Annotated in this window: 21 protein-coding genes; 14 read left to right on the top strand and 7 right to left on the bottom strand. The window is 71.9% G+C overall.

The annotated features are described in order from the left end of the window. Nucleotides 1–14: 14 nt before the first annotated feature. The 6 genes from ABZT74_RS27325 to ABZT74_RS27300 all read left to right on the top strand — a co-directional run bounded on the left by ABZT74_RS27325 (nucleotide 15) and on the right by ABZT74_RS27300 (nucleotide 4,214). Nucleotides 15–704, top strand: a complete 690-nt coding sequence (locus ABZT74_RS27325; protein WP_355878254.1) for a UbiX family flavin prenyltransferase — start codon at nucleotides 15–17, stop codon at nucleotides 702–704. 145 nt (nucleotides 705–849) lie between these two features. Next, entirely contained in the window at nucleotides 850–1,305 is a 456-nt protein-coding gene (locus ABZT74_RS27320) for an Lrp/AsnC family transcriptional regulator (protein WP_355878251.1), read from the top strand. A gap of 94 nt (nucleotides 1,306–1,399) precedes the next feature. Then, complete coding sequence (mqnE, locus tag ABZT74_RS27315) at nucleotides 1,400–2,563, top strand: aminofutalosine synthase MqnE (RefSeq protein ID WP_355878248.1); 1,164 nt, start codon at nucleotides 1,400–1,402, stop codon at nucleotides 2,561–2,563. Nucleotide 2,564: 1 nt separating this feature from the next. Further along, nucleotides 2,565–3,098: a GNAT family N-acetyltransferase gene (locus ABZT74_RS27310; protein WP_356438851.1), complete on the top strand. Its 534-nt coding sequence runs from the start codon at nucleotides 2,565–2,567 to the stop codon at nucleotides 3,096–3,098. A gap of 93 nt (nucleotides 3,099–3,191) precedes the next feature. After that, nucleotides 3,192–3,497, top strand: coding sequence for a DUF4229 domain-containing protein (locus tag ABZT74_RS27305; RefSeq protein WP_355878242.1), 306 nt, complete (start codon nucleotides 3,192–3,194; stop codon nucleotides 3,495–3,497). A 60-nt stretch (nucleotides 3,498–3,557) separates the two neighbouring features. Then, nucleotides 3,558–4,214, top strand: a complete 657-nt coding sequence (locus ABZT74_RS27300) for a TetR/AcrR family transcriptional regulator (RefSeq protein WP_355878239.1) — start codon at nucleotides 3,558–3,560, stop codon at nucleotides 4,212–4,214. Between the two features lie 85 nt (nucleotides 4,215–4,299). On the opposite strand, the gene ABZT74_RS27295 is transcribed toward ABZT74_RS27300, so the two are convergent. Further along, nucleotides 4,300–5,271: a MaoC/PaaZ C-terminal domain-containing protein gene (locus tag ABZT74_RS27295; RefSeq protein WP_356438848.1), complete on the bottom strand. Its 972-nt coding sequence runs from the start codon at nucleotides 5,269–5,271 to the stop codon at nucleotides 4,300–4,302. Between the two features lie 55 nt (nucleotides 5,272–5,326). Further along, nucleotides 5,327–6,652 (bottom strand): 3-oxoacyl-ACP reductase, encoded by a 1,326-nt coding sequence (locus ABZT74_RS27290; RefSeq protein ID WP_356176581.1) that lies wholly within the window; start codon nucleotides 6,650–6,652, stop codon nucleotides 5,327–5,329. Nucleotides 6,653–6,773: 121 nt separating this feature from the next. On the opposite strand from ABZT74_RS27290, the gene ABZT74_RS27285 reads away from it, so the two are divergent. Both ABZT74_RS27285 and ABZT74_RS27280 read left to right on the top strand, forming a co-directional pair. Further along, nucleotides 6,774–8,207: an acetyl-CoA C-acetyltransferase gene (locus ABZT74_RS27285; protein WP_356438844.1), complete on the top strand. Its 1,434-nt coding sequence runs from the start codon at nucleotides 6,774–6,776 to the stop codon at nucleotides 8,205–8,207. Between the two features lie 365 nt (nucleotides 8,208–8,572). After that, nucleotides 8,573–10,477 carry an AMP-binding protein gene (locus ABZT74_RS27280; RefSeq protein WP_356438841.1) on the top strand — a complete coding sequence of 635 codons (1,905 nt, stop codon included), beginning with the start codon at nucleotides 8,573–8,575 and terminating at the stop codon, nucleotides 10,475–10,477. Here ABZT74_RS27280 and ABZT74_RS27275 read toward each other — a convergent pair. Together ABZT74_RS27275 and ABZT74_RS27270 are read right to left on the bottom strand one after the other, a co-directional pair. Further along, nucleotides 10,465–10,671, bottom strand: a complete 207-nt coding sequence (locus tag ABZT74_RS27275) for a DUF397 domain-containing protein (RefSeq protein WP_356438838.1) — start codon at nucleotides 10,669–10,671, stop codon at nucleotides 10,465–10,467. The genes ABZT74_RS27280 and ABZT74_RS27275 overlap by 13 nt on opposite strands. After that, nucleotides 10,668–11,516, bottom strand: a complete 849-nt coding sequence (locus tag ABZT74_RS27270; RefSeq protein WP_356176618.1) for a helix-turn-helix transcriptional regulator — start codon at nucleotides 11,514–11,516, stop codon at nucleotides 10,668–10,670. The genes ABZT74_RS27275 and ABZT74_RS27270 overlap by 4 nt, the downstream gene beginning before the upstream one ends. 124 nt (nucleotides 11,517–11,640) lie before the next feature. Here ABZT74_RS27270 and ABZT74_RS27265 point away from each other — a divergent pair, with 124 nt between their 5' ends. After that, nucleotides 11,641–12,078, top strand: coding sequence for an ATP-binding protein (locus ABZT74_RS27265; RefSeq protein WP_356438835.1), 438 nt, complete (start codon nucleotides 11,641–11,643; stop codon nucleotides 12,076–12,078). Nucleotides 12,079–12,179: 101 nt separating this feature from the next. Here the strand turns inward: ABZT74_RS27265 and ABZT74_RS27260 are convergent, their stop codons facing one another. After that, complete coding sequence (locus ABZT74_RS27260) at nucleotides 12,180–12,383, bottom strand: cold-shock protein (RefSeq protein ID WP_006138897.1); 204 nt, start codon at nucleotides 12,381–12,383, stop codon at nucleotides 12,180–12,182. 344 nt (nucleotides 12,384–12,727) lie between these two features. Between ABZT74_RS27260 and ABZT74_RS27255 the strand changes: the two genes are divergently transcribed. Together ABZT74_RS27255 and ABZT74_RS27250 are read left to right on the top strand one after the other, a co-directional pair. Then, a complete protein-coding gene (locus ABZT74_RS27255) occupies nucleotides 12,728–13,576 on the top strand; it encodes a menaquinone biosynthesis protein (RefSeq protein WP_355878221.1) in 849 nt (282 codons plus the stop codon). 85 nt (nucleotides 13,577–13,661) lie between these two features. After that, nucleotides 13,662–15,524 (top strand): protein kinase, encoded by a 1,863-nt coding sequence (locus tag ABZT74_RS27250; RefSeq protein ID WP_356438884.1) that lies wholly within the window; start codon nucleotides 13,662–13,664, stop codon nucleotides 15,522–15,524. Between the two features lie 198 nt (nucleotides 15,525–15,722). Here ABZT74_RS27250 and ABZT74_RS27245 read toward each other — a convergent pair whose 3' ends face one another. Together ABZT74_RS27245 and ABZT74_RS27240 are read right to left on the bottom strand one after the other, a co-directional pair. Further along, complete coding sequence (locus ABZT74_RS27245; RefSeq protein ID WP_356438832.1) at nucleotides 15,723–16,265, bottom strand: hypothetical protein; 543 nt, start codon at nucleotides 16,263–16,265, stop codon at nucleotides 15,723–15,725. 110 nt (nucleotides 16,266–16,375) lie between these two features. After that, the gene (locus tag ABZT74_RS27240; RefSeq protein WP_356438829.1) at nucleotides 16,376–20,992 is read right to left on the bottom strand and encodes an FtsK/SpoIIIE domain-containing protein; all 4,617 of its coding nucleotides are present in this window, start codon (nucleotides 20,990–20,992) and stop codon (nucleotides 16,376–16,378) included. 310 nt (nucleotides 20,993–21,302) lie between these two features. Here ABZT74_RS27240 and ABZT74_RS27235 point away from each other — a divergent pair, with 310 nt between their 5' ends. The 3 genes from ABZT74_RS27235 to ABZT74_RS27225 all read left to right on the top strand — a co-directional run bounded on the left by ABZT74_RS27235 (nucleotide 21,303) and on the right by ABZT74_RS27225 (nucleotide 23,658). Next, nucleotides 21,303–21,608 carry a WXG100 family type VII secretion target gene (locus tag ABZT74_RS27235; RefSeq protein WP_081218742.1) on the top strand — a complete coding sequence of 102 codons (306 nt, stop codon included), beginning with the start codon at nucleotides 21,303–21,305 and terminating at the stop codon, nucleotides 21,606–21,608. Nucleotides 21,609–21,946: 338 nt separating this feature from the next. After that, entirely contained in the window at nucleotides 21,947–22,258 is a 312-nt protein-coding gene (locus tag ABZT74_RS27230) for a hypothetical protein (RefSeq protein WP_356176592.1), read from the top strand. Beyond that, on the top strand, nucleotides 22,255–23,658 hold the full coding sequence (locus ABZT74_RS27225; RefSeq protein ID WP_356176594.1) for a hypothetical protein: 1,404 nt from the start codon (nucleotides 22,255–22,257) through the stop codon (nucleotides 23,656–23,658). The genes ABZT74_RS27230 and ABZT74_RS27225 overlap by 4 nt, the downstream gene beginning before the upstream one ends. Nucleotides 23,659–23,678 lie beyond the last annotated feature (20 nt).

Genomic DNA, 23,678 nt, shown 5'->3' with positions numbered 1-23,678 from the left:
ATAGGCTCGACATCATGAAGCCAGGACAGACGCAGCGCCGGCCTTGGATCGTGGGGGTGTCCGGCGCGTCCGGTACGCCGTACGCGGCGGCGGTGCTGCGTTCGCTGCTGGAAGCGGGGGAGAGCGTCGACCTGGTCGTCAGCAGGGCCTCGCGGCTCACGCTGCTCGACGAGACCGGCCTCCCGTTCCGGGACGCCCACTGGCGGGAGGACCTGGGCGCGTGGCTGGCGCGGGGCGCGGACGGCAAGCCCGGCACCTTCACGGCCTTCGAGGAGCACCTCGACGCGGTACGGCACTGGAGCGCGGGCGACCTCGCGGCCGGGCCCTCGTCGGGCTCGTACCCGGTCAAGGGCATGCTCATCGTGCCGGCGTCCACGGCCTGTGTGGCCGGGGTCGCCCTCGGCCTCTCCAAGGACCTGCTCCAGCGGGCCGCGAGCGTCACGCTCAAGGAGCGGCGCAGACTGGTCGTCGCCGTGCGGGAGACCCCGCTGAACGGACAGACCCTGCGGCACCTGGTGGCCCTCGACGACGCGGGCGCGACGGTGGTGCCGGCCTCGCCGGCGTTCTACGCGGGCGCCACGCACATCCAGGATCTGGTGGACTTCGTCGCCGGGCGGGTCCTCGACGCGGCGGGTGTCGACCACGACCTGTACCGCCGGTGGAAGGGCGAACTCGGGAGCGGCTCCCGGGGCGACACCACCTGAGGATCCGGCAGCGGACCCTCGACGACCGGCCGGACCGTCGGGCAGCGCGAGAACGTCAGCACCATTCAGTAACTCTTCAGGCTTTTCGGACTCTTCGGAACTCTTCGGATTTCTTCAGACCTTTTCAGTGGAAGGCTTCGATCGCATGGACGCGGTGGACAGGCAGCTCATCCAGGCCCTGAGGGAGAACGGCCGGGCCTCGTACGCGGAGCTGGGGCGTCTCGTCGGCCTGTCGGGACCCAGCGTCACCGACCGCATCAACCGGCTGGAGGCGGCCGGCGTCATCATCGGGTACCGCGCGACGGTCGACTCGGCCTCACTCGGTCTCGGCGTCACCGCCCTGATCGGCATCTCGCTCTCCGACGCGGCCGACCACGAGGACGTGGCGCACCGGCTGCGCGACCTCGGCGAGATCGAGGACTGCTGGTTCATCGCGGGCGACGACTCGTTCATGCTCAAGGTGCGCTCCAGCGACGTCGACGGCCTGGAGAAGACCATCCGGCGTCTGTCGGGCACCAAGGGCGTCTCCCGGACCCGTACGACGATCGTGCTGTCGACGAAGTGGGAGAACCGGGTCGGGGAGCTTCCCGAGGAGGAGTGACGCGGGAGGGTCCGCGAAGCCCCTGGTGGGGCCGATCCCGCCCGGAGGCGGGGGAGTACGGTTGGCAGGATTCGTCACAGGGAGAGGTAAACGCATGGATGTCGGGCTCAAGCGCGAGCTGGAGGACAAGGTCCGGGCCGGTGAGCGGCTGACCCGCGAGGACGGCATCGCGCTCTACGAGTCGGACGACCTGGCGTGGCTCGGCGGCCTCGCGCACGAGGTGCGCACCAGGAAGAACGGCGACGTCGTCCACTTCAACGTCAACCGTCACCTGAACATGACGAACGTGTGCACCGCGTCCTGCGCGTACTGCTCGTTCCAGCGCAAGCCGGGTGAGAAGGACGCGTACACGATGCGCATCGAGGAGGCCGTCCGGCTCGCCACGGCGATGCGGGGCGAGAACCTCACCGAGCTGCACATCGTCAACGGCCTGCACCCGAACCTCCCGTGGCGGTACTACCCGCGCTCCCTGAGCGAGCTGAAGAAGGCCCTCCCGGAGGTCTCCCTGAAGGCCTTCACGGCCACGGAGATCCACCACTTCGAGACGATCTCGGGGCTGTCCGCCTCGGAGATCCTCGACGAGCTGATCGACGCCGGACTGGAGTCGCTGACCGGCGGCGGCGCGGAGATCTTCGACTGGGAGGTCCGGCAGCACATCGTCGACCACCGCACCCACTGGGAGGACTGGTCGCGCATCCACCGCCTCGCGCACGAGAAGGGTCTCAAGACCCCGTGCACGATGCTGTACGGGCACATCGAGGAGCCCCGGCACCGCGTGGACCACGTGCTGCGGCTGCGTGAGCTGCAGGACGAGACGGGCGGCTTCCAGGTCTTCATCCCGCTGCGCTACCAGCACGACTTCGTGGACATGAAGGACGGCAAGGTCCGCAACCGGCTCCAGGCGCGCACCCAGATGGCGACCGGCGCCGAGGCCCTGAAGACCTTCGCGGTCTCCCGGCTGCTGTTCGACAACGTCCCGCACGTCAAGGTCTTCTGGGTCATGCACGGTGTGCAGACAGCGCAGCTCGCCCTCCAGCACGGCGCCGACGACATGGACGGCTCGGTCGTCGAGTACAAGATCACGCACGACGCGGACAACTACGGGACGCCCAACAAGCTGACCCGCGAGGACATCCTCGACCTGATCCGTGACGCCGGCTTCCGCCCCGTCGAGCGCAACACGCGCTACGAGATCATCCGCGAGTACGACGGCCCGGACCCGGAGCGCCGCGAGTCGCCGCAGGCCATGCGGGTCTGACGTGGCGCTGCGCTTCGAGCTGGACCCGGCGGTCACCCCTGTCCTGCGGGACGGGGTGGTCGCCCTCTGGGCGGACGTCTCGAACGCGGGCGGCTCCGTCGGATTCGTGCCGCCGGTGACCGCCGCGGACGTGCGGCCCGAACTCGTGAAGCACTTCGTCGCGATGGCCGAGGGCCGCACCCGGCTGCTGGTCGGCCGGGACGAGGACGGCGAGGTCGCCGCGACCGCCTTCCTCACGCACAACACCCACCGGCTGATGAGGCACTGGGTGTGGCTCTACACCGTGATGGTGCACCCCCGTCACCAGGGCAGGGGGTACGGCCGGGACCTGCTCGCCGCGGCCGAGGAGGCCGCGGGCTCGCTCCACGGCGTCGAGGCGATCCGGCTGACCTGCCGGGGCGGCGAGGGCCTGGAGCGCTTCTACGCCTCCTGCGGCTACAAGGAGGTCGGCCGGGTGCCCGGCGCGATCCGGGTCGCGCCCGGCGAGGACCGCGACGACATCACCATGCTGCTGTCCCTCGGTCTGCGTGACTGAGGGCCGATCGACCCCCCTGCAAGATCGACGTCCTGGCGTGCTTCACTGGACGGTGGTCTTTGGGAACGTTCGGAACGGGAAGAGTGGATTGAGATGTTCCGCTACACACTGATGCGCCTCGGTATCTTCGTGGGCTGCCTCGTGGTCGTCTGGGGACTCGTCTACTCGGGTATCGCCCCGCGCGGCCTCGGCGACTCCAACTACATGTGGGTCGTCCTGCTCGCCCTGGTGATCTCCGCGCCGATCAGCTTCGTCGTCCTGCGCGGTGAGCGCGACCGTGCCTCGGCGCAGGTCGTCGCCCGTGTGGACCGCGCCAAGGCCAACCTGGAGCGCAACCGCAGCCAGGAGGACGAGGCCCTCGACGAGGCCGCCTCCGGCGCCGGCGGCCAGACCTCCTGATCCCTGCCCGACACCGCCGCGTGCCCGGCAGGGGGCGCGGCGGATCGTACGCTTGCCCGCATGGGTGCTGTGAAGAGCAAGCGGATGCCGCGCGCGGTACGCGAACAGCAGATGCTGGACGCGGCCGTACGGACCTTCGGGCAGCGGGGCTACCGTGCCGCGTCGATGGACGAGATCGCCGAACTGGCGGGTGTGTCCAAGCCGTTGGTGTATCTGTACCTGAACTCCAAGGAAGACCTGTTCACCGCGTGCATCCGGCGTGAGGCCGCGGCGCTGACCGCCGCCGTCCGCGCCGGTGTCCGCCGCGGACTGCCCGCCGACCGCCAACTCTGGGAAGGGCTCGGGGCGTTCTTCACGCACACCGCCGAGCACCCGGACGGGTGGGCGGTCCTGCATCTCCAGGCCCGTACGCACGGCGAACCCTTCGCGGCCGAGGTGTCCGCGATGCGCGAGGAACTCGTCCTGTTCGTCACGGAGTTGATCGTCGACGCCGCCCGGGAGGCGCACCGCGACCCGTCGCTGCCCGAACGGGAGGTCGCCGGACTGGCGGAAGCCCTGGTCGGCGCCGCCGAGTCGCTCGCCGCCTGGGCCAACGTCACTCCGGGCGTCTCGGCCCGGCAGGCCGCCGGCACCCTGATGAACTTCGCCTGGGCGGGCCTCGGCGACCTCATGCGCGACCGGCCGTGGATCCCGCCCCAGGCGGGCGGACAGGCCTAGCGGAGACGGCCGCCTCGAGAGGTCCGGGCGGTCCGGCGGCAGGACGGGTGAGGCGGCGCGTTTCACCGCCGCGCCGCCGCCCCGGTCACCCGGCGGGGGCCGCTGCCCCGCCCGTGTCCGTCCCCGGGGAAAGCGGTCGTACGTCGCCGGTGAGGTGGACGCGCTCGCCGGTGCGGAGTTCGAAGGCGCGACCCCGGGCGGCGTACGTCACCGTGCCCGGGAGCAGGACCGGCGCCCGGAAGTCCGCCCGTACCTCCACCGCACCCCGCGGGCCGTACTCGGCGAGGCAGCGGGCGACGGTCCACATCCCGTGCGCGATGGCGCGCGGGAAGCCGAAGAGGCGGGCCGTCAGCGGGTGCAGATGGATCGGGTTGCGGTCGCCGGAGATTGTGCCGTAGCGGCGCCCGACATCCTGCGCGAGCCGCCACTCGGCGAGCGGCGGCAGCGTACCCGGCCGCACCGCCGAGTCGTCCCCCGGCTCCTCCCGCACGGCCGGGCCCTGCCCGTCGGACGCCGGTCCCCGCGCCGCGTTCCCGAGAGCCTCCTCGCGCGTCCGGTGCCGGGCGAGATACGTGCTCCTCGACTCCCACACGAGCCCGCCGTCGGCCCGCGCCTCGGTCAGGACGGTCGCCTCGGTGCCGCGGCGGTGCGGTGCCAGTGCCTCGACCCGTACCGCGAGCTCGTACTCCGCGGTCGCCGTCGGCTCCTCGTACTGGGTGATCGCGATCGAGGTGTGCACCAGACCCAGCAGCGGGAGCGGGAAGTCGCGCCCCGCCATGATGCGCATGGCCAGCGGGAAGGCCAGCACGTGGGGATAGGTGACCGGCAGGACGTCCGGCCCGGTCGCGAACCCGCACACCCGCTCGTAGGCGGCGAGCCGGGCGAGGTCGACCCGTACGCCCGGCAGCACGAGCTGGGTGGCGGGGGCGGGGGCGTCCGGGCGGGGGCGCTTGAACGGGGAGAGCAGGGCGCCGCGCGCCAGCAGCGGGGTGAGGGAGGGCGGCGCGCTCAGCGTCCGGGTCGCGGGCTCGGGGCGGGTGGAGGGCTGCGTGGGCATCGGAGTCTCCGGGGTGGTGGGAGGTGCGGCTGCCGGTGGACGGAGGAGACGGGCCCTAGGCACCCAACAGGCTCTGGCCGCAGACGCGGACGACCTGGCCGTTGACGGCTCCGGACGCGGGGTGCGCGAGCCATGCGGTGGTCTCGGCGACGTCGACGGGCAGCCCGCCCTGGCCGAGCGAGTTCATCCGGCGGCCCGCCTCACGGATGAACAGCGGGACGGCCGCCGTCATCTTCGTCTCGATGAAGCCCGGCGCCACGGCGTTCACGGTGACCCCGTGCTCCGCCGCGGCGCGCGGCGCCAGCGCGCGCACGAGTCCGGCCACGCCCGCCTTGCTCGCGGCGTAGTTCGTCTGGCCCGCGTTCCCCGCGAGTCCGGCGATGGAGGCGGTGGCCACGATCCGCCCGCCGGACCGCAGCCCGCCCGCCGAGAGCAGGGCGTCCGTGCTGCGCAGCACGGACGCGAGGTTCACGTCGAGCACCGAACTCCAGCGCTCCGCAGCCATGTTGACCAGTCGGCGGTCGCGGGTGATCCCCGCGTTGTGGACGAGGACGTCGAGCCCCTCGGACGGCAGGGCCGCGAGGATCCGCGCCCCCGCGTCGGGGGAGGTGATGTCGAGGGCGAGAGCCGTTCCGCCCAGCCGCCCGGCGACCGCGTCGAGTTCGGGCGCCGCACCCGGCACGTCCAGGCACACCACCCGCGCCCCGTCCCGCGCCAGCGTGGCCGCCACCGCCTCGCCGATCCCGCGCGCCGCCCCGGTGACGAGCGCGGTGCGCCCGGCCAGGGGGAGCGCCCAGTCCTCGGGCGCGGTCACCTCGGCCCCGCCGCCGATCCCGATCACCTGGCCGCTCACGTACGCGGACTTGGGGGAGAGGAGGAAGCGCAGCGTCGACTCGGCGGCGATCGCGTCGGTCAGCCGCAGCAGCGTCACCGTGCGGCCGCGCCCGATCTCCTTGCCGAGTGAGCGCACGAAGCCCTCCAACGCCTGCTGGACCGCCGCCTGGTGGTGGTCGGCGGCGTCGATGGGCGCGCCGAGCACGATCACCCGGCCGCTGCCGGCGACCGACCGCACGACCGGGTGCAGGGCGGCGTGCACCTCGGCGAGCGTGCCGACGTCGGTGACACCGGTCGCGTCGAGGACGACGGCGACAGGCTGCTCGCTCTCCGCCCGCACCGTGAGCCCGGTCCTGCCCAGCACGGCGGCGAGGCCGTCCGGGCCGTCGAGCGAGGACTTGCCCGCGGTGAGGTGGAGCAACTCGCCCTCGAAAGAGGGGTGTTCGGCCGACCAGCGACGCAGCGCCGCCGGCTGGGGCAGCCCGGTCCGGCGGGTCAGGAAGCGGCCCGGCGCGGTGCCGGCGAAGCTCAGATAGCGGTCGGCCATTGTCCAACTCCCCATGCGGACGTAAATTTACTCCGGAGTAAGGTTACCCGGGGTAAGGGTATGTCAGGGCGAGGGGACAGGTCGAGATGAGACACCACGTTCTCCGGAAGGCGGTCCAGGGATGAGCGAGCGGGACGACAAGCGGGACGCGACGGCACCCGCGGTGACCACCGTCTCCGGCGCGGAGAGCCCCGCGGCCGGTGCGGAGAGCCCCGCGTCCGGTGCCGAGAGCCCCGCGGCCGGTGCGGAGGGCCCCGCGTCCGGTGCGCCGCACGGCCCGGGCCTCGCGCGGACGCGTCCCGTCGCCGTCGTCGGCGGGACCCGGATCCCCTTCGCGCGGTCCGACGGCCCCTACGCCACCGCCTCCAACCAGGAGATGCTGACCGCCGCCGTGGACGGCCTCGCGGAGCGGTACGGGCTCGACGAGCCGGGCGCGGTGGGGGAACTGGTCGCCGGCGCGGTCCTCAAGCACAGCAGGGACTTCAACCTCGCCCGCGAGACGGTCCTCGGCTCGAAACTCGACGCCCGCACCCCGGCGTACGACATCCAGCAGGCCTGCGGCACAGGTCTACAGGCCGTCATCGCGGCCGCCAACAAGATCGCCCTCGGCCAGACCGACTCGGCGATCGCGGGCGGCGCCGACACGGCCAGCGACGCGCCCCTCGGCGTGAACGACACGCTGCGCCGCATCCTCCTCGAAGTCCGGCGGGCGAAGTCGCCCGGCGCCCGCCTCAAGGCCCTGGCCCGGGTCCGCCCCGCGCACCTCGTGCCGGACATCCCCCGCAACGCCGAACCCCGCACGGGCCTGTCGATGGGCGAGCACGCCGCCGTCACCGCCCGCGCCTGGGGTGTGCCGCGCGAGGAGCAGGACCAACTCGCCGCCGCCAGTCACCAGCGGCTCGCGGCGGCCTACGACAGCGGACTGCTCAGCGATCTCGTCGTCCCCTTCCGCGGTCTCGACCGGGACCAGAACCTCCGGCCCGGTTCGACCGTCGGGAAACTCGCCACGCTCAGGCCGGTGTTCGGTCTCGACGCCCCCGAGCCGACGATGACGGCGGGCAACTCGACCCCGCTCACCGACGGCGCCGCCGTGGTGCTCCTCGCGAGCGACGCGTGGGCGAGCGCGCGCGGGCTGCCGGTGCTCGCCCACCTGACGGCGTACGAGACGGCCGCCGTCGACTTCGTCGAGGGAGACGTGGCGGGCGGCGAGGACGGACTCCTGATGGCACCCGCGTACGCCGTCCCGCGCATGCTGGAGCGGACCGGACTCGCCCTGTCCGACTTCGACTTCGTCGAGATCCACGAGGCGTTCGCCTCTCAGGTACTCGCCACCCTCGCCGCCTGGGAGAAGCGCGGCCTCGGCACGGTGGACCGCTCCCGCCTGAACGTGGCGGGCTCCTCGCTGGCCACCGGTCACCCCTTCGCCGCCACCGGCGCCCGCATCGTGGCGACCCTGGCGAAGCTGCTCGCGGAGCGGGACGCGCCCGGCCGCGGGCTGATCTCCGTCTGCGCCGCCGGAGGGCAGGGGGTGACGGCGATCCTGGAGCGCTGGTGAGACCGGCCCCGGGGCCCGGGGCCGGCCGGCGAGCACGGGACGCCCGCCGGCGGCCGATTCCCCGGGGAGCGCGGCCCGCGCACCGCCCCCGAGGGGACGCCCGCCGACACCCCGACGTCCGGGAGGCGCGGCCCGCACACCCGCCCACGCCCTCACGGCTACCCCGGGTAACTCGCACCCCGCCCGCCCCAAAGCGCCACAAACCCCACACGCGGGCGCCGTAGGATCCCCGGTCTCACCGGGTTGCCGACCCTGAACCCCCCACTCCCCAGGCTCGTATGAGGTTGCGTGCCCCGCGCTCCTCCGAGCCCACCCGCACACGCCTTGCACCCGCCCCGGCCGCCCGGCCGACAAGGAGCCGCCTTGTGTCCAGCACGTACGCCCACGACGCCGCCCCGCCGCTGCGGGAACCAGAGATCAGGCGACTGGACGGAGTCGTGCGCGAGGTCGCGGTACCGCCGCTCGTGGGGCAGGTGACGCACGGCTCCCTCGCCGACATCCCGTTCGACAACGCGGCGGCGGCTCCGCACGTGCCGGTCCTCAGCCGGAAGACACCCGACGGCGACCGCTGGACCGACGTGACCGCGGCCGAGTACGCCGACGAGGTCCTGGCCGTCGCCAAGGGCCTGATCGCCGAGGGCCTGGTGCCGGGCGACCGGATCGCCATCATGGCGCGCACGACGTACGAGTGGACGCTCCTCGACTTCGCCGCCTGGGCCGCCGGGCTCGTCACCGTGCCCGTCTACCCGACCTCCTCGGTCTTCCAGACCCGCTGGATCCTCCAGGACTCCGGAGCCGTCGCCATCGCCGTGGAGTCCGTGAGCCAGGCCGCGACCCTCGGACCCGAACGCCAGCACATCCCGGACCTGCGGCACATGTGGGTCTTCGAGAAGGGACACGTCGAGCGCCTCGCGGAGCTCGGCCGCAACGTCCCCGACCAGGAAGTCGCCGTCCGGCGCGGCGTGCTGGGCCCCGACACCCTCGCCACCCTGATCTACACCTCGGGCACCACCGGCCGCCCCAAGGGCTGCGCCCTGACCCACGGCAACTTCTTCGCCGAGGTCGACAACGCGGTGGAACTGCTCTACCCGATCTTCAAGTCCCGCACCCAGGACCCCGCTTCCACCCTCCTCTTCCTCCCCCTCTCACACGTCTTCGGCCGCATGGTCGCCGTCGCCTGTATGCGCGCCCGGGTGAAACTCGGCCACGCCCCGAGCCTCCAGACCGAGGAACTCCTCACCGACCTCGCCTCGTTCAAGCCGACGTTCCTGCTGGCCATCCCGTACGTCCTGGAGAAGGTCTACAACACCGGCCGCGCGACGGCCGAACGGATGGGCCGCGGCTCGTCCTTCGACCGCGCGGCCCGCATCGCCCAGAAGTACGGCGAGGCCGTCGAGGCCAGACAGCACGGCACCGGACCCGGACCGAGCCGGGGACTGCGCACCGCCCGCGCCCTCTACGATCCCCTCGTCTACCGCCGGATCCGCAACGCGCTGGGCGGCAGGGTCCGTTACGCCATCTGCGGCGGCTCCCCGCTCGGCCGCCGGCTCGCCGCCTTCTACGCGGGCGCCGGCATCGAGATCTTCGAGGGGTACGGCCTGACGGAGACGACCGCCGCCGCGACCGTCACGCCCCCGGTCAAACCCCGTCTGGGCACGGTCGGCTGGCCGCTGCCCGGCACCCGGGTCCGGATAGCCGCCGACGGCGAGGTCCTGCTGAGCGGCGAACAGGTCTTCCGCGGCTACTGGGACCCGAACGCGGGCGGGGTCGTCGACGCCGCCCCGGACGGCTGGTTCGCGACCGGCGACATCGGTGAACTCGACGACGGCGGCTACCTCACCATCACCGGGCGCAAGAAGGAGATCCTGATCACCGCGGGCGGCAAGAACGTCGCCCCGGCGCCCATGGAGGACTGGCTCCGCTCGCACCCCCTGATCGCCCAGTGCATGGTGGTCGGCGACCGCCGCCCCTTCGTCTCCGCCCTCATCACGCTCGACCCCGAGGGCATCACGCACTGGCGCCAGATGAACGGCAAGCACGGGGTTCCACCCGAACTGATCATGAACGACCCGGAGTTGCTCACGATCCTCCAGCGGGCGATCGACGAGGCGAACAAGCTCGTCTCCCGCCCGGAGTCCATCCGCCGCTTCACCGTCCTGCCCCGCGAGTTCACCGAGGCGGCGGGCCACCTCACCCCCTCGATGAAGCTGCGGCGCGCGGCGATCGCGGGCGACTTCGCCCGGGAGATCGAGGCGATCTACGCCGGGTAGTCAGTCCTGGCCCCCAGGACTCCGCCCGCGAGGAAGGCGGACCAGCTACCGGGGGAGAGCGCGAGCTGCGGCCCGCGGGGGTCCTTGGAGTCCCGGACGCGGACGGCCCGGGGGGAGGCGGCGACCTCGACACATTCGCCGCCCTCACCGCCGCTGAAACTGCTTTTGATCCAGGTGAGTTGCTCGGTGCTCATCGTTCTCCCAGCATCTTCTCGATCAGAGCCCGGGACTCTCCAGGGGCGAGAGCCAGCGCGCGCATGATCCCATAGCGGTCGGCGATTCTGCGGACCTCATCCGGGTCGGTGATCAGGCGCGGGTAACCCTGGATCTCGGTGTAAGCCACCTGAGCATGGGCCTTGGGGGTCAGCAGATTGAACGCCCCGTCCATGTTGGGGTGTTCCTCGTGGTCGGTCGGCATCACCTGAATCTCCACGTTGCGCATCTGGCCGAGGCGCAACAGCTGCCGCAACTGGTTCAGGTGGACGGAGCGTCCACCGTTCGGTCGTTGCAGTACGACCTCCTCCAAGACATAGCTGCACATCGGAGGGGGCCAGCGATCGAAGATCTGCTGCCGAGCCAGCCGGTCGGCTACACGCCGCTCGATGGTCTCCTCGTCCAGGAGAGGCCGCCGCTTGGAGAACACCGCCCGCGCGTACTCCTCCGTCTGCAGCAGCCCCGGCACGCCCTGGTTGGCGTAGAAGTGGAGCTCGACCGCCTCGCCCTCGAGTGCGGCGTAGCTCCGGTACCACTCGGGGTGCCGTGTGCGCGCCCTGCGCATGGCCTTGGTGACGGGCTCGGCGGCGGCCCGTAACAGCCCGCCCGCCGCGAGCACCTCGTCCGCCCGCTCCAGGAACTCGGGACGGGTGATCCGGACGCCCCGCTCCATGGCGGAGATGAGGTCGGGCCCGTACCCCAGGGCCGTGCCCAGTTCCTTCTGGGTCAGCCCGGCGCGCTCCCTGAGGATCTTCAGCTGCCTCCCGATCGCGGTGAACAGCTCGGTCGTCCCATCGGCCTGGGCCGGGGTCTCCGCGTCGGTCATGCGCGGTACCGCCTTCGTGGTCACGGTCGACGACTCGTACAGGACGCGACCACGGTCGTACGGTTCCACGGCGTCGGGCGGTCGCACCTGGCCAGCGTAGAGACGACCGACCACGCTCTGTCACGTGAACGCACATATCTCCACCCAGGGAGTCGCCGCGCAGGCGACGGAGTTCTCCCAGCGGCTCAGTTCCACGCGACGGGGCGCCCGGCTGGCCCGCAGGCTGGCGGTCCAGCAACTGCACGACTGGGGGGTCCCGCACGGGAGCGACCTCAGTGATCTCGTGGCCCAGGTCGTCGCCGAGCTGGCGGCGAACGCGGTCACGCACGGCCACGTGCCCGGCCGGGACGTCGAGCTGCGGCTGAGGCTCGCGGCCGACGGCGCGGTGCGGGTCGAGGTGGCGGACGCGCGGGGGGACCGGCGCCCGGTGACGCCCGGTGCCGGGGCGGACGCGGAGAGCGGCCGGGGCCTGCGGATCGTCGCCGCGCTCAGCTCGGCGTGGGGCACCGAGGACCGGCAGGTCGGCAAGACGGTCTGGGCCGAGCTGAAGGGCGCCGGCTGACCGGCCGGGGCAAAGGCAGGAGCCCCGCTACCGGCTGGCGCGGGGCTCCTTGGGTACTGCTATCAGTTCCGATCAAGGCATCGGCTCAGAGAGCCGAGTACTTACATCGGGGTGACGTTCTCCGCCTGCGGGCCCTTCGGACCCTGCGTGACGTCGAAGGAAACCGCCTGGTTCTCTTCGAGCGAACGGAATCCGTTCGCGTTGATCGCCGAGTAGTGGACGAAGACGTCCGGGCCGCCGCCTTCCTGGGCGATGAAACCAAAGCCCTTTTCGGCGTTGAACCACTTCACGGTTCCGGTAGCCATAAGCCCTCCTTGGGCCCAAAGGGTTGCCCTGCTCCAGAACCTGCGATTGTGTAAACAACTGCATACGTCTGAAAACGACGAGAGCCCGCGGTCACATGCTCCGCAGGCTCTGTACTGCAAGGGAAACCAAACTGCAACTTGCGGGCGAGCCTAGCACGCAGGCACCCGAAAGCAATAGGGGGAAAGATCACGCCACCGCGAACTTTCGCCCGGACGGACGAGCGGCCTGACGTGCGTTGACTTCGTGGTGTCACAAGGGTTGACACCAGGGGGCCGGACGGTTTCCGCCACCTATGGCCCACCCTGAATCCTGGACCGTAACTCATGGGGTCTAGCCTCGCGATGTGGACAATTCTCGCACCCGGCCGCGCGTCGGCCACATCCAGTTCCTGAACTGCCTGCCCCTGTACTGGGGGCTCGCGAGAACGGGCACGCTCCTCGACTTCGAGCTCACCAAGGACACCCCGGAGAAGCTCAGCGAGCAGCTGGTGCGGGGTGATCTCGACATCGGCCCCATCACGCTCGTCGAGTTCCTCAAGCACGCCGACGAGCTGGTGGCCTTCCCGGACATCGCGGTCGGCTGCGACGGCCCCGTGATGTCCTGCGTGATCGTCTCGCAGGTCCCGCTCGACCAGCTGGACGGCGCCCGCGTCGCCCTCGGCTCGACGTCCCGTACGTCCGTCCGGCTCGCGCAGCTGCTGCTGGCCGAGAAGGTCGGCGTCCAGCCGTCGTACTACACCTGCCCGCCCGATCTGAGCCTGATGATGCAGGAGGCCGACGCCGCCGTCCTCATCGGCGACGCGGCGCTGCGGGCCAACCTGCTGGACGGGCCGAAGTACGGACTCCAGGTGCACGACCTCGGCACGCTGTGGAAGGAGTGGACGGGCCTCCCGTTCGTCTTCGCGGTCTGGGCGGCGCGGCGCGACTACCTGGAGCGCGAGCCGCTCGTCACCCGCAAGGTGCACGAGGCCTTCCTCGCCTCCCGCGACCTCTCGCTCGACGAGGTCTCCAAGGTCGCCGAGCAGGCGGCCCGCTGGGAGGCCTTCGACGAGACGGTCCTGGAGCAGTACTTCACGACGCTCGACTTCCGTTTCGGCGGCCCCCAGCTGGCGGCCGTCCAGGAGTTCGCGCGCCGTGTCGGTCCGACCACCGGCTTCCCGGCGGACGTGGACGTACGGCTCCTCCAGCCCTGAGACGCCCACAGTCGGGGGGCTCCGGAGGCGCACGGCACTACGCTGCTGGGCAGTGTGTACGGGGGAGGGGTGATCCGTGGGTGCCATGCAGCCACTCGGCGTCGACGAGCCCACTGTCGTGGGGCCCTACCGGCTGCTCGGCCGGCTGGGCTCCGGTGGCATGGGCCGCGTGTACCTGGGCCGCAGCGCGGGCGGACGGACGGTCGCGGTCAAGATCGTGCATCCGCACTTCGCGCTCGACGAGGAGTTCCGGGCCCGCTTCCGCCGCGAGGTCGACGCGGCGCGGCGGGTCGGCGGTGCCTGGACGGCCCCCGTCCTCGACGCGGACCCCGAGGCGCCCGTGCCCTGGGTCGCCACCGGCTACGCGGCCGGGCCCTCACTGACGGCGGCCGTCGCGGACGGCGGTCCCCTCCCGGTCCACTCCGTGCGCGCGCTCGGCGCGGGACTGGCCGAGGCCCTCACGGCGGTCCACGCCCTGGGCCTCGTCCACCGTGACGTCAAGCCGTCCAACGTGCTGCTGACCCTCGACGGCCCCCTGCTGATCGACTTCGGGATCGCCCGGGCCACCGACGGCACCGCCTCCCTGACCTCCACCGGCGTCTCGGTCGGCTCACCCGGTTACATGTCGCCCGAGCAGATCCTCGGCAAGGGCGTCACGGGCGCCGCCGACCTCTTCTCCCTCGGCGCCGTCCTCGCGTACGCGGCCACCGGCCAACCGCCGTTCCCCGGGGACTCGTCCGCCTCCCTCCTCTACATGGTGGTCCACGAGGAGCCCCGACTCGACTCCCTGGACGGCGAGTTGCGTGACCTGGTGGCGGCCTGCCTCGCCAAGTCGCCGACGGAGCGGCCCACTCCGGCCGAGGTCGCGGTCCGTCTGGCACCGCAGGGAGCGGCCCGGCTTGTGACGGCGGGCTGGCTGCCGGGCGCGCTGGTGGAACAGGTGAGCCGAAGTGCCGTACAACTGCTGAACCTTGAGGCCACCGGGGCCGGGGACGCCCCGCCTTCCGGGCTGGTGGGGTTCAGCAGTCCGGCGGTGGATGCCGGGGGTGCCGCGGGCACGGGGCCCGGTGCGAGTGCCGCGGGGACGGGTTCCGGGAACGGGTTCGGTCCGCCGGGCTCCGGGTTCGGGGCGTCCTCGTCGACGCCCGGGTTCGGTCCGCCGCCGCCGGGCTTCGGCCCGCCGCCCACGATGCCCCCGTACCTTCCGGGGCAGCGCGATACCGGGGGCGCGGGGCCCCAGGACGCCGTGCACCGTGAAGGGGCGCCGGAGAACGGGCCGGCGCGGGACCGGCCGGGCAAGGTCTCCGTCAGCGTCGCCGCGACCAGCGCGCCCGGGACGGACGGCCGGGGCCGCCGGATGAGCTGCACGGTCGCCCTCGCCGTGGCGGGAGCGCTGGCGGCCGTGACCGTCGGCTCGGCGTTCCTCTTCGACCTGCTGCCGGGCGGCGGCACGGACGGCCAGGACAGCGCGGCCGGCCCCGCTCCGACCGCGCGGGGGAGTCGGAGCGCTCCGTCCACCCCGGGCCCGTCGTCCGGGGCGACCGCCGCCGAGCCCGCTCCCACGCGGAGCACGCCCGGTGCGACCGGGCAGGCGTCCGCCGTCCCCGCCGGCTACCTCGGCACCTGGGAGGGCGACGCGCTCGCACTGGAGGGCACCCTGCCGATGGGCACCTTCCGCGTCACCGTCCACCAGGCCGCGGTGGGACAGGAGTTGGGCACCTTCCGGCAGACCGACCAGATCGGCGGCATCTGTGACGACACCCTCATCCTGAAGAAGGTCACCGCGAAGCAGCTCGTCGCGACGAGCGTCGCCGACAAGTCCAACCGCGACGTCTGCACCACCGGCCGCCACGAGGTGCGGCTGACCCCGGGCCCCGGCACCCTCACCTACGAGACGGACAACGCCGACGCGGGAGACCCGGTGGCCCGGATGACCAAGGTCGGGTAGGAGCCCGGGCCCGCGGGAGACCCGGTGGCCGGGTAGGAGCCCGGGCCGCGCGCGGGCCGGTGGGGCGGGGTGTGGTGCTCGCGCGGGCCGGTGGGGCGGGGTGTGGTGCTCGCGCGGGCCGGTGGGGCGGGGTGTGGTGCTCGCGCGGGCCGGTGGGGCGGGGTGTCGTGTTCGCGCGGGCCGGTGGGGCTGCCTCGATCAGGAGGGCGGCCGGGTCCTCTCGCGCAGGCGCGTGACCCTGGCCGCCACGGCGATCAGCGCCGCCGAGACCAGCACCGTCGACAGCAGCCCGACCGCCCAGACCCAGGGGTACTGGACATGCACCCAGCAGGCCTCGCCGCGGCTGTGGCACGCGCCGCCCCAGTCGCTCCGGTGCTTGGGACGGAAGCCCGCGAACACGACCAACGCCCAGAGCAGGCAGCCGGCGACGCCGGGCAGCGAGGCGACGGCCCAGCCGAGTGAACGGAGCGCGCTCGTACGCCACTTCATCCGGGACAGCGTCGTCGTCACGACGGCGAGCCCGATCGGCGCGAGGGCGCCGACGGCGGCGGCGAAACCGTATCCGCCACCGGGTACGGCCGGGGCCACCCGGCCCCAGAGAACGTGCCCCCAGGCCATGCCCAGGAGAGCGAACCCGACGATCCCCGCCATGCCGACCAGCATCACGAGACAGCCGAACCACGACTCCCCGCGGGAAGCCTTCTCCTTCGCCTGCGACCACGCCGACGCCCGCTGCCGCACATGCTCGTATCGCAGCGCCGCCCCGGCCGCCCTGCGCCGTTTCGGCCTCGCCGACCCGCCCACCGGACCTCCTCGTACCCCTCGTACCCGCGCCCCTGCCCCCCGTCGGGTCACATCGGCGTGGTCACCGTCAGCGGCTCGCCGTCGCCGAGGTGCAGCAGGCCCTTGCCGGGTGCGACCGGACCGCCGACCATGCTGCGGTTGGTGCGGATGCCGATCAGCTCGCCCGCGGAGGAGTCCTGCGGCGACAGCAGGATGCCGCGGCGGCCCTTCTTCATCTCGACCTGCCAGCCGGAGAAGCCGCTGCACACGTCCTCCTCGTCGCCGGCGATGACCAGTCCGAGGCCGCGTTCGGCGCCGCGCTGCACGATCCGCTTGAAGACCGTCTCGGCGTCGCAGTCCTCCAGGACCTCACCGTCGTCGACCAGGACCACGACCGGCTCCTCGCGCGACGCCGAGTCGATCGCCTCGCGCAGGTCGTCACTCTCGATGTCGTCCTCGTCGAACACCTTCAACACGCCCTCCTCGCCGTCCAGTTCGCGCAACGGCGACGGGCGGGGCGCCGCGATGACCAGCCGGACCCCCTGGGCCAGGTACGACCGTGCCATGTTCATCAGCGTCGTACTGCGGCCCGACTTGGCGGGCCCCGCGATCACGAACGTCGGCACACCCTGGGACAGGTCGGGGCCGAAGCCCATGATGTCGTCGCCGCCGATGCCCACGAGACCCCACAGCTTGGAGCGGGAGGCGTCCGGGTCGCGCATCTCCCAGGCGTCCGCGAAGTTGATCCGCGTCGGCAGCACGTCGACACGGAACGGACGCCGGTCGCGCGGCAGTTCGGCGTCCCGCGCGGCGGCGGCCTCGCCGATCGCGGCGAGGGCCGCGGCCTGCCCCTGCCCCGTCGCGTCCTCGGTGAGCAGCGCGAACTGGGTCTCGGTGCCGTGCTCGTTGCGGTAGCCGCGGCCCGGCGGGATCTCCTCGGGGATCTTGCGGGCGTTGATGCCGATCAGCGAGAAGTCGGAACGGTCCGCGAGCCGCAGGCCGTACTTGTCCTCGGTGAGTGAGCCGATCCGGGTCGAGAGGATCTGCCGGTCACCCGTCATCACCATGTGCAGGCCGACGCTCGCGCCCTCGCGCATCATCGCGGTCAGCTGGTCGGTGAGGTCACCGTGGTCGTACTCGCCGAGGGTGGGCAGCCAGCCCTCCCAGCGGTCCAGCAGCACCACCAGGTGCGGCAGCCGCTCGCCCTCCGGCACGGCCGCCCGCTGCTCGCCGATGTCGGCGAACCCCTTGTCCGCCAACAGGTCCTGCCGGCGCGTCAGTTCACCCTTGAGACGTGCGATGAGACGGACCACGCGCTCGGTCTGGTTGCGGCCCACGACGGCACCGCAGTGCGGCAGCCGGGTCAGCGCGTTGAGCGCGCCGTTGCCGCAGTCGATGCCGTACAGGTGGACGTCGGCCGCCGAGTGGGTGCGGGCCAGTGAACCCGCGATCGTGCGCAGGATCTGGGAGCGGCCACTGCGCGGGGCGCCGCCGATGAGCAGGTGCCCGAAGGAGGCGAAGTCCACCACCACCGGCCGGCGGGCCTGGTCGGCGGGTAGGTCCTCGACGCCGTACGCGGCGGGGGCCAGCTTGCCGGGGCCGCCCGCGAACGCGGGCACCGGGACCTCGTCGAGCAGCAGCGTCTCGGACAGCGCCGGCAGCCAGGGGCTGTGCTGCTGCGGGATGCCGAGCACGCGGTTGGCGTCGCGGACGGCGTCGACCAGCACCTTCAGGTCGGTGATCTCCTCCTCCTCGCGCTGCTCGGCCTTCGGCTTGACCAGCGCGGCCCGCCCGAGGTCCTCCCAGCCCAGCGGCCCGGCCCAGGGCGCGAGCGCCGCGGGATCGGCGGCACCCGGCCGCCGGCCACCGACACGGCCCGACTGGAACGGCACCAGCGAGGCGTGCCCGAGCCGGACGTACGCCCGGCCCGGCGTGCTCTTGGAGATGTGCCCGGCCTCGGGGGAGTCGATGACGTCGCTGGACTCGCCGCCGTCGGTCACCCGCAGCGCTATCCGCAGGTTGGTGTTGGCCCGGATCTCCGGGGAGACCACACCGCTCGGGCGCTGGGTGGCCAACAGCAGATGGATGCCGAGCGAACGGCCTCGCTGGGCGATGTTGACAAGACCCGTCACGAAGTCGGGCAGGTCGCGCACCATGGAGGCGAACTCGTCGATGACGATGAGGAGTCGGGGAACGGACGGGTGCGAGGAATCACGGCGTACGAGGTCCTGGTAGTCCTCGATGTCCTTGGCGTCGGCCGCGGCGAGGATGTGCTCGCGCCGCTTCAGCTCCGCGCCCAGCGACTCCAGGGCCCGCTCGACGAGGTGGGCGTCGAGGTCGGTCACCATGCCCACGGTGTGCGGCAGTTTGACGCAGTCCTTGAAGGCCGAGCCGCCCTTGTAGTCGACGAGGACGAACGTCATGTTCTCCGGGGTGTTGGACACCGCCAGCGACGCCACGATCGTCTGGAGCAGCTCCGACTTGCCGGAACCCGTCGTACCGGCGATCAGCCCGTGCGGCCCGTCGCGCCGCATGTCGATGCCGAACGGACCGTCGTACGACTCACCGATGACGGCCATCGTCGACTGGCCGCCCATCCGCCAGCGCGCGGTGATCGCGTCACTGGTCGGCGGCTCCAGCTGGAGCACGTCGAGCAGCCGGCTGGCACCGGGCAGCGCCGAGTCCTCGGTCTCCCCGCTGATGTCACGCAGCGGGGACAGGGCGCGCGCGAGCCGTCCGCACCAGGCCGCCGACACGAAGTCCGGCCGTACGTCCTTGACCCGCGCGATGCCCGTCTGCTGCACACGCAGCCGCAGTTCCAGCGGCTTGCCCGCACCGGCGGCGGAGTCGTCGGGCTCGGCCGCGTGCCAGGCGTGGAAGGACGGGAAGCCGCCGGGTGCCGCCGGTGCGGCGGGCGCCGTGCGGGCGGGCTGCCACGCGGCCGCGTGCTCCTCGGGCTTCGGTTCCGCGATCACGATCGCCTGGCACTCGCCGGGCAGGAACCGCTCCTCGGCGTCCAGGCAGAGCGCGTACATCGACATGGCCGGACCCTCGCGCAGCAGCCGCACCACACCGGGCATGGACCGCAGCCGGCGCGAACCGTCCCACACGACGACGATGTCGGGGTCGCTGAACGACGCCTTGTTGCCGTTGGCCCGGGCGGCCTTCTGACGGGCGTCGAGGAGCTGGGTCAGCTCGCCGATCCGGGCGCCGACGGTCTCGGCGTCCGTGCCGATGAGCACGTTGGCGTCCTGCGCCCCGGCGGGCCGGCTGTGCGGCAGCCAGCGCACCCAGTCCCAGCTGTCCCGGCCGCTGTTCTCGGTGAGGACGTAGAACTGCACGTCCAGCGGGCTGTGCAGCACCGCGGCCTGGGCGACGGCCCAACGCCCCAGTGCCTGGGCCGAGTCACCGGGTCCGGCGATGCCGACGACGCCGCGCTCGGCGAGCGGGAGGGCGACCGGCGCGTCCTCGATGGTCCAGGTCACCTGGCGCTTGTGCTCGTCCTGCTCCGGGTCGTCGAGCACGACCTCGGACGGCATCTGTCCGGTGCCGACGCGCAGCAGCAGATGATCGGCGTCGGTGCGGCGCCGCTCCCACAGCCGGGTGCGCGGGCCGGTGCCCAGCGACAGCACGGCCGCCGGGTCGGGTATCGCCTGACGTCGGTCGAGCCGCTCGGCGGCCAGGGCCTCCTGGGCGTCGTTCTCGATCCGCTCCTTGTGTTCCTTGTACTCCTTGACCTGCTTCGCATGGGACTTGCGCCCCTGCTTCTTGTCCATGAAGTAGTTGCCGAGCATGATGAGCGGGCTCAGCAGCGCCATGATCATGTAGTACCAGCGCCCGAAGACCATCACCATGACGACCGCGCTGACCAACGGCGTCAGCGCCATCAGCCAGGGCAACGGCCGTGCCTCGTAGTCCCGTACGGGACTGGGCAGCCGGAACTTCGTCTCCCGCTCCGGCGGATGCAGCCGCGGCGGCCGGTTGTAGTCGAGGCCCGCACCGTCCTCGGACCACTTGAGAGCGGCGTTCGGCGGCGAGTAACGGTCCAACTGGAGCAGGGTGTTGCCGACCGCGACCTGACCGCCCAGGGGCCAGGAGTCGCCGTCGAGGGAGGCGAAGAGCTCCCCGTCGAGCCGCACGCCACTCTTCCGGTCGCCGTCCTCGCCCTGCTCCCGGCCCTCACCCGCTTTCTCGCCATGGACGTCGAGACGACAGGTTCCATCCGTTGCAACTGACAACGTCAGCGCGCGGGCGGGCAGTTCGGGATCGTCGATCCGGATGTACGAGGCGGCGCCGCTGCCGATGTCGTAGCGGCCGATGCCGAGCCGGTGCACGGCGCCCGCGGCGGGACCGCCGGCCACCCGCAGTTCGACGAGCCCGGTCGGCTCGCCGGGCAGACACCCGGCGGGGTCGTGAAGGCTGACGACGGCACCCTCGCGCAGCGGGGAGGTGCCGATGGTCGCGCCGGGATCGACGGGATACCCGTCGACGTACGCGACGGGCGCACCGCCGCCCGCGGCACCCTGATGGTGCCCGAGCGGGATGATCTGCGCGCCACCGCCGTACCCGACGTGCTCGGCCAGTTCCTTGGCGATGTCCCCCACCGAGGACTCGGGATCCGCGTCAAGAACGACGTCGGCGGTGGCCCCGCCGAGCGGATCGACGACGGTCAGAGTGAGCCGCACGCTCGTCCTCCCCCAGACACCCGCGGCCGCTTCCGGAACGCGGGCCACAGTGCCCCCGACGATATCCGCTCACGCCTTCCCGCAGGCAACGGGCGGTGTGAGGGAACGACGAAGGCGGCCCCGCACCCCGGCCCGCAAGGCGTCCGGGCCCCACCTCCGGCACTCCCTCTGGTGCGGGCTCGTGACAGAACCGGGGTGTGCTCCTGCAAGCGTCGTAAGTAAGCTGCATGCTCAATGCGGACGATCGCATCATCCGCACCAGGAGCCACGGGGGTTGGCCCTGCGGCGAGTTGAGTATGGAGGACGCCACATGGCCGGCGGCAAAGACGCAGACATCACTTACGAGAAGATGCGGGGCGCTGCTAAGCGACTGGGCCACGAGAAGGAAAAGATGGAGGACAAGCTCCACGGCCTCGACAGCTACATCGACGGCCTGGTCGCCGACGGCTACACCACGTCCAAGGGCTCCCAGGCCTTCGACGACTCCTTCAAGGAGTTCACCAAGGGCATGAAGGACACCCTCGAGGGCCTCAAGGGCATGGCCAAGTTCCTCGAGGACGCCGCGAAGGCGTACGAGGACCTGGACGACCAGCTGGCCAAGGGTGTCAAGGGCTGACCAAGCCCGAGTCGTACGACGCAGCCCGAGTTCGATGGGGCATCCACGGGGTGCCCCATCGAACTGCGGTGTCGGACACCGGAGCCTCGGTCGGACTCCGCGTGTGACCGGCGCAGCGGGCAGGTATGGAGTTCCGGGGGTGAGCCGGTCGTGATGCCGGGCATGACGACCGGGCCCGATGTCGGGTGGCCGTGCTGACGGACTCTGTACGGCCCCTTTGCACTTCATTGGTTGCTGGCTCGAAAACCCGTGCATGAGGGTGGAGGGCGGCCGCCGTGAGGTGGGTGTGCCGCATGAGGCAGCCCGCGGTGGCTGCCGGAAGGCACACGGGGGTGGCAGTGGCGGATCACATCGCGGTGTCCACGTCGGAGCTGCGGGACATCAGCCGCTCCGTCGCGAAGCTCAAGTCGCACTTCGAGGACGCCAAGGACCTGGTCGACTCCTACGACGCGGAGATGGGTTCGAGTGATGTCGCCGACGCCCTCGACGCGTTCGCGGACGACTGGAAGAAGAAGCGCAAGCAGCTCTGCGAAGGACTGGAGTTCCTCGGCAGGACGGCGGGCGAGGCGGCCAAGGCGTACGACGGCCTGGATCAGCATCTCGCCGACGCCCTGCTCAAGTCCCAGTCCGGCAAAGGCGGCGGCAAGTGAGCGACGACTTCTCGGGCGTCGACTGGCAGACCGCCCGCTATGACGACCGGGAGTTCACTCCGGGTGACCCCTACGAGGTCGCCCGGCTCGGCAAACGCATCGCCGACACCGCCGCCCTCATCGAGGACCAGGCGACCAAACTTCACAATCTGGTCGACGGGAACGGGTGGGACTCCGACGCGGGCCGTGCGTTCCAGCAGCAGACCGAGGACACCGTCGGTCTGCTGACCGCGTCGCACCACCGGTACGCGGCCGCCGCGGACGCCCTGGGCTCTCGGGTCGGTTCCGCTCCCTCCGACGAGCACCAGCACAGCGACTGGGCCACCGCGCTCGACCACGCGCAGGACCTCGTGCGGGACGCCTTGAAGAAGGCCAAGGCCGCCGACGCCGACAGCAGTCACTGCCGGCAGCAGATCGACCAGCACCCCGGGCCCGACGACCACCCGGACAAGAAGAAGCTGGACAAGCAGAAGGAGTGCGCCGACGGGGACCTGGAGGACGCGAAGACGGCCCTCCGGCGGGCCCTGTCGTACCGGGACACGCAGGCCGGGTACGCCGAGGCGGCCATCCACGACGCGGTCGAGCACGACGGACTGAAGGATCCCCAGCACCACTGGTGGGACAACTGGAAGGACTGGGTCGCGGACATCGGGCACTGGGCCGGAGTCGCGGCAGCCGTCCTCGGCGTACTGGCCCTCGTCCTCAGCTGGGTACCGGTACTCGGCGAGGTGCTCGCTGCCCTCGCCCTGATCGCCTCGGTCGTGGCGCTGGTCTGCGACACGATCTCCGCCCTCGACGGCAAGGGCACATGGCTTGACGTCGCCATTGACGCCGTCGGTGTGCTCTCCTTCGGCGCCGGCCGAGTGCTGGGCACGACAGCCAAGGAGGCCGCTGTCGCCGCTCGCGGGTCCTCCGCCCTGAAGGACGTACAACTGGCGAAGGACGTGGGCCTGAATCCGGCGGCGGCCCGGGGCCTCGCCGAAGCGCTCAACGGGGTCAAGCCCGGCCAGATCGGCAAGGCACTCGCCGAGGGACCGGCGGAACTGCTGCCCCGCATGAAGTCCGTGGTCAAGGAGTCCCTGAACGTCAGGGCGTACGTCAACGACATCCGGGTCGCGGCGGGCCAACTCCCGGGCGAGGACAGCCTGGTGACCGCCGCCGCGCCGAAGTTGGCGCAGATCTCGGGATCCTCGTTCAAGACCATGGCGCAGGCCGGAAAGGCCCTCTACATCGGCAGCCAGACCCTGCCGCTCGCCCTCGGCTGGTCCAACCTGGCGCCCGTCGGAGAGGGTGAGACGAAGGCCACCGGGCCGAACCTCCTGAGCGGACTCAAGGAGATCCCCGGGATCGGGGCCGGCGGCATTCCCTTCTACAACTGGACATGGAATGCCGGTGGTTGAGACAGACGATCAATGTCGGC

Source organism: Streptomyces sp. NPDC005302 (assembly GCF_040607345.1).
Lineage (GTDB): Bacteria > Actinomycetota > Actinomycetes > Streptomycetales > Streptomycetaceae > Streptomyces.
The sequence above is the reverse complement of the archived record's forward strand: the minus strand, read 5'-3'. Positions and strand labels throughout refer to the sequence as shown.

What these genes read in the sequence shown, in the direction of transcription:
- ABZT74_RS27305 (WP_355878242.1), top strand. Translation starts at nt 3,192, where the DNA reads ATGTTCCGCTACACACTGATGCGCCTCGGTATCTTCGTGGGCTGCCTC.
- ABZT74_RS27325 (WP_355878254.1), top strand. Translation starts at nt 15, where the DNA reads ATGAAGCCAGGACAGACGCAGCGCCGGCCTTGGATCGTGGGGGTGTCC.
- ABZT74_RS27285 (WP_356438844.1), top strand. Translation starts at nt 6,774, where the DNA reads ATGAGCGAGCGGGACGACAAGCGGGACGCGACGGCACCCGCGGTGACC.
- ABZT74_RS27250 (WP_356438884.1), top strand. Translation starts at nt 13,662, where the DNA reads ATGCAGCCACTCGGCGTCGACGAGCCCACTGTCGTGGGGCCCTACCGG.
- ABZT74_RS27275 (WP_356438838.1), bottom strand. Translation starts at nt 10,671, where the DNA reads ATGAGCACCGAGCAACTCACCTGGATCAAAAGCAGTTTCAGCGGCGGT.
- mqnE (WP_355878248.1), top strand. Translation starts at nt 1,400, where the DNA reads ATGGATGTCGGGCTCAAGCGCGAGCTGGAGGACAAGGTCCGGGCCGGT.
- ABZT74_RS27260 (WP_006138897.1), bottom strand. Translation starts at nt 12,383, where the DNA reads ATGGCTACCGGAACCGTGAAGTGGTTCAACGCCGAAAAGGGCTTTGGT.
- ABZT74_RS27295 (WP_356438848.1), bottom strand. Translation starts at nt 5,271, where the DNA reads ATGCCCACGCAGCCCTCCACCCGCCCCGAGCCCGCGACCCGGACGCTG.
- ABZT74_RS27270 (WP_356176618.1), bottom strand. Translation starts at nt 11,516, where the DNA reads ATGACCGACGCGGAGACCCCGGCCCAGGCCGATGGGACGACCGAGCTG.
- ABZT74_RS27290 (WP_356176581.1), bottom strand. Translation starts at nt 6,652, where the DNA reads ATGGCCGACCGCTATCTGAGCTTCGCCGGCACCGCGCCGGGCCGCTTC.
- ABZT74_RS27320 (WP_355878251.1), top strand. Translation starts at nt 850, where the DNA reads ATGGACGCGGTGGACAGGCAGCTCATCCAGGCCCTGAGGGAGAACGGC.
- ABZT74_RS27300 (WP_355878239.1), top strand. Translation starts at nt 3,558, where the DNA reads ATGGGTGCTGTGAAGAGCAAGCGGATGCCGCGCGCGGTACGCGAACAG.
- ABZT74_RS27235 (WP_081218742.1), top strand. Translation starts at nt 21,303, where the DNA reads ATGGCCGGCGGCAAAGACGCAGACATCACTTACGAGAAGATGCGGGGC.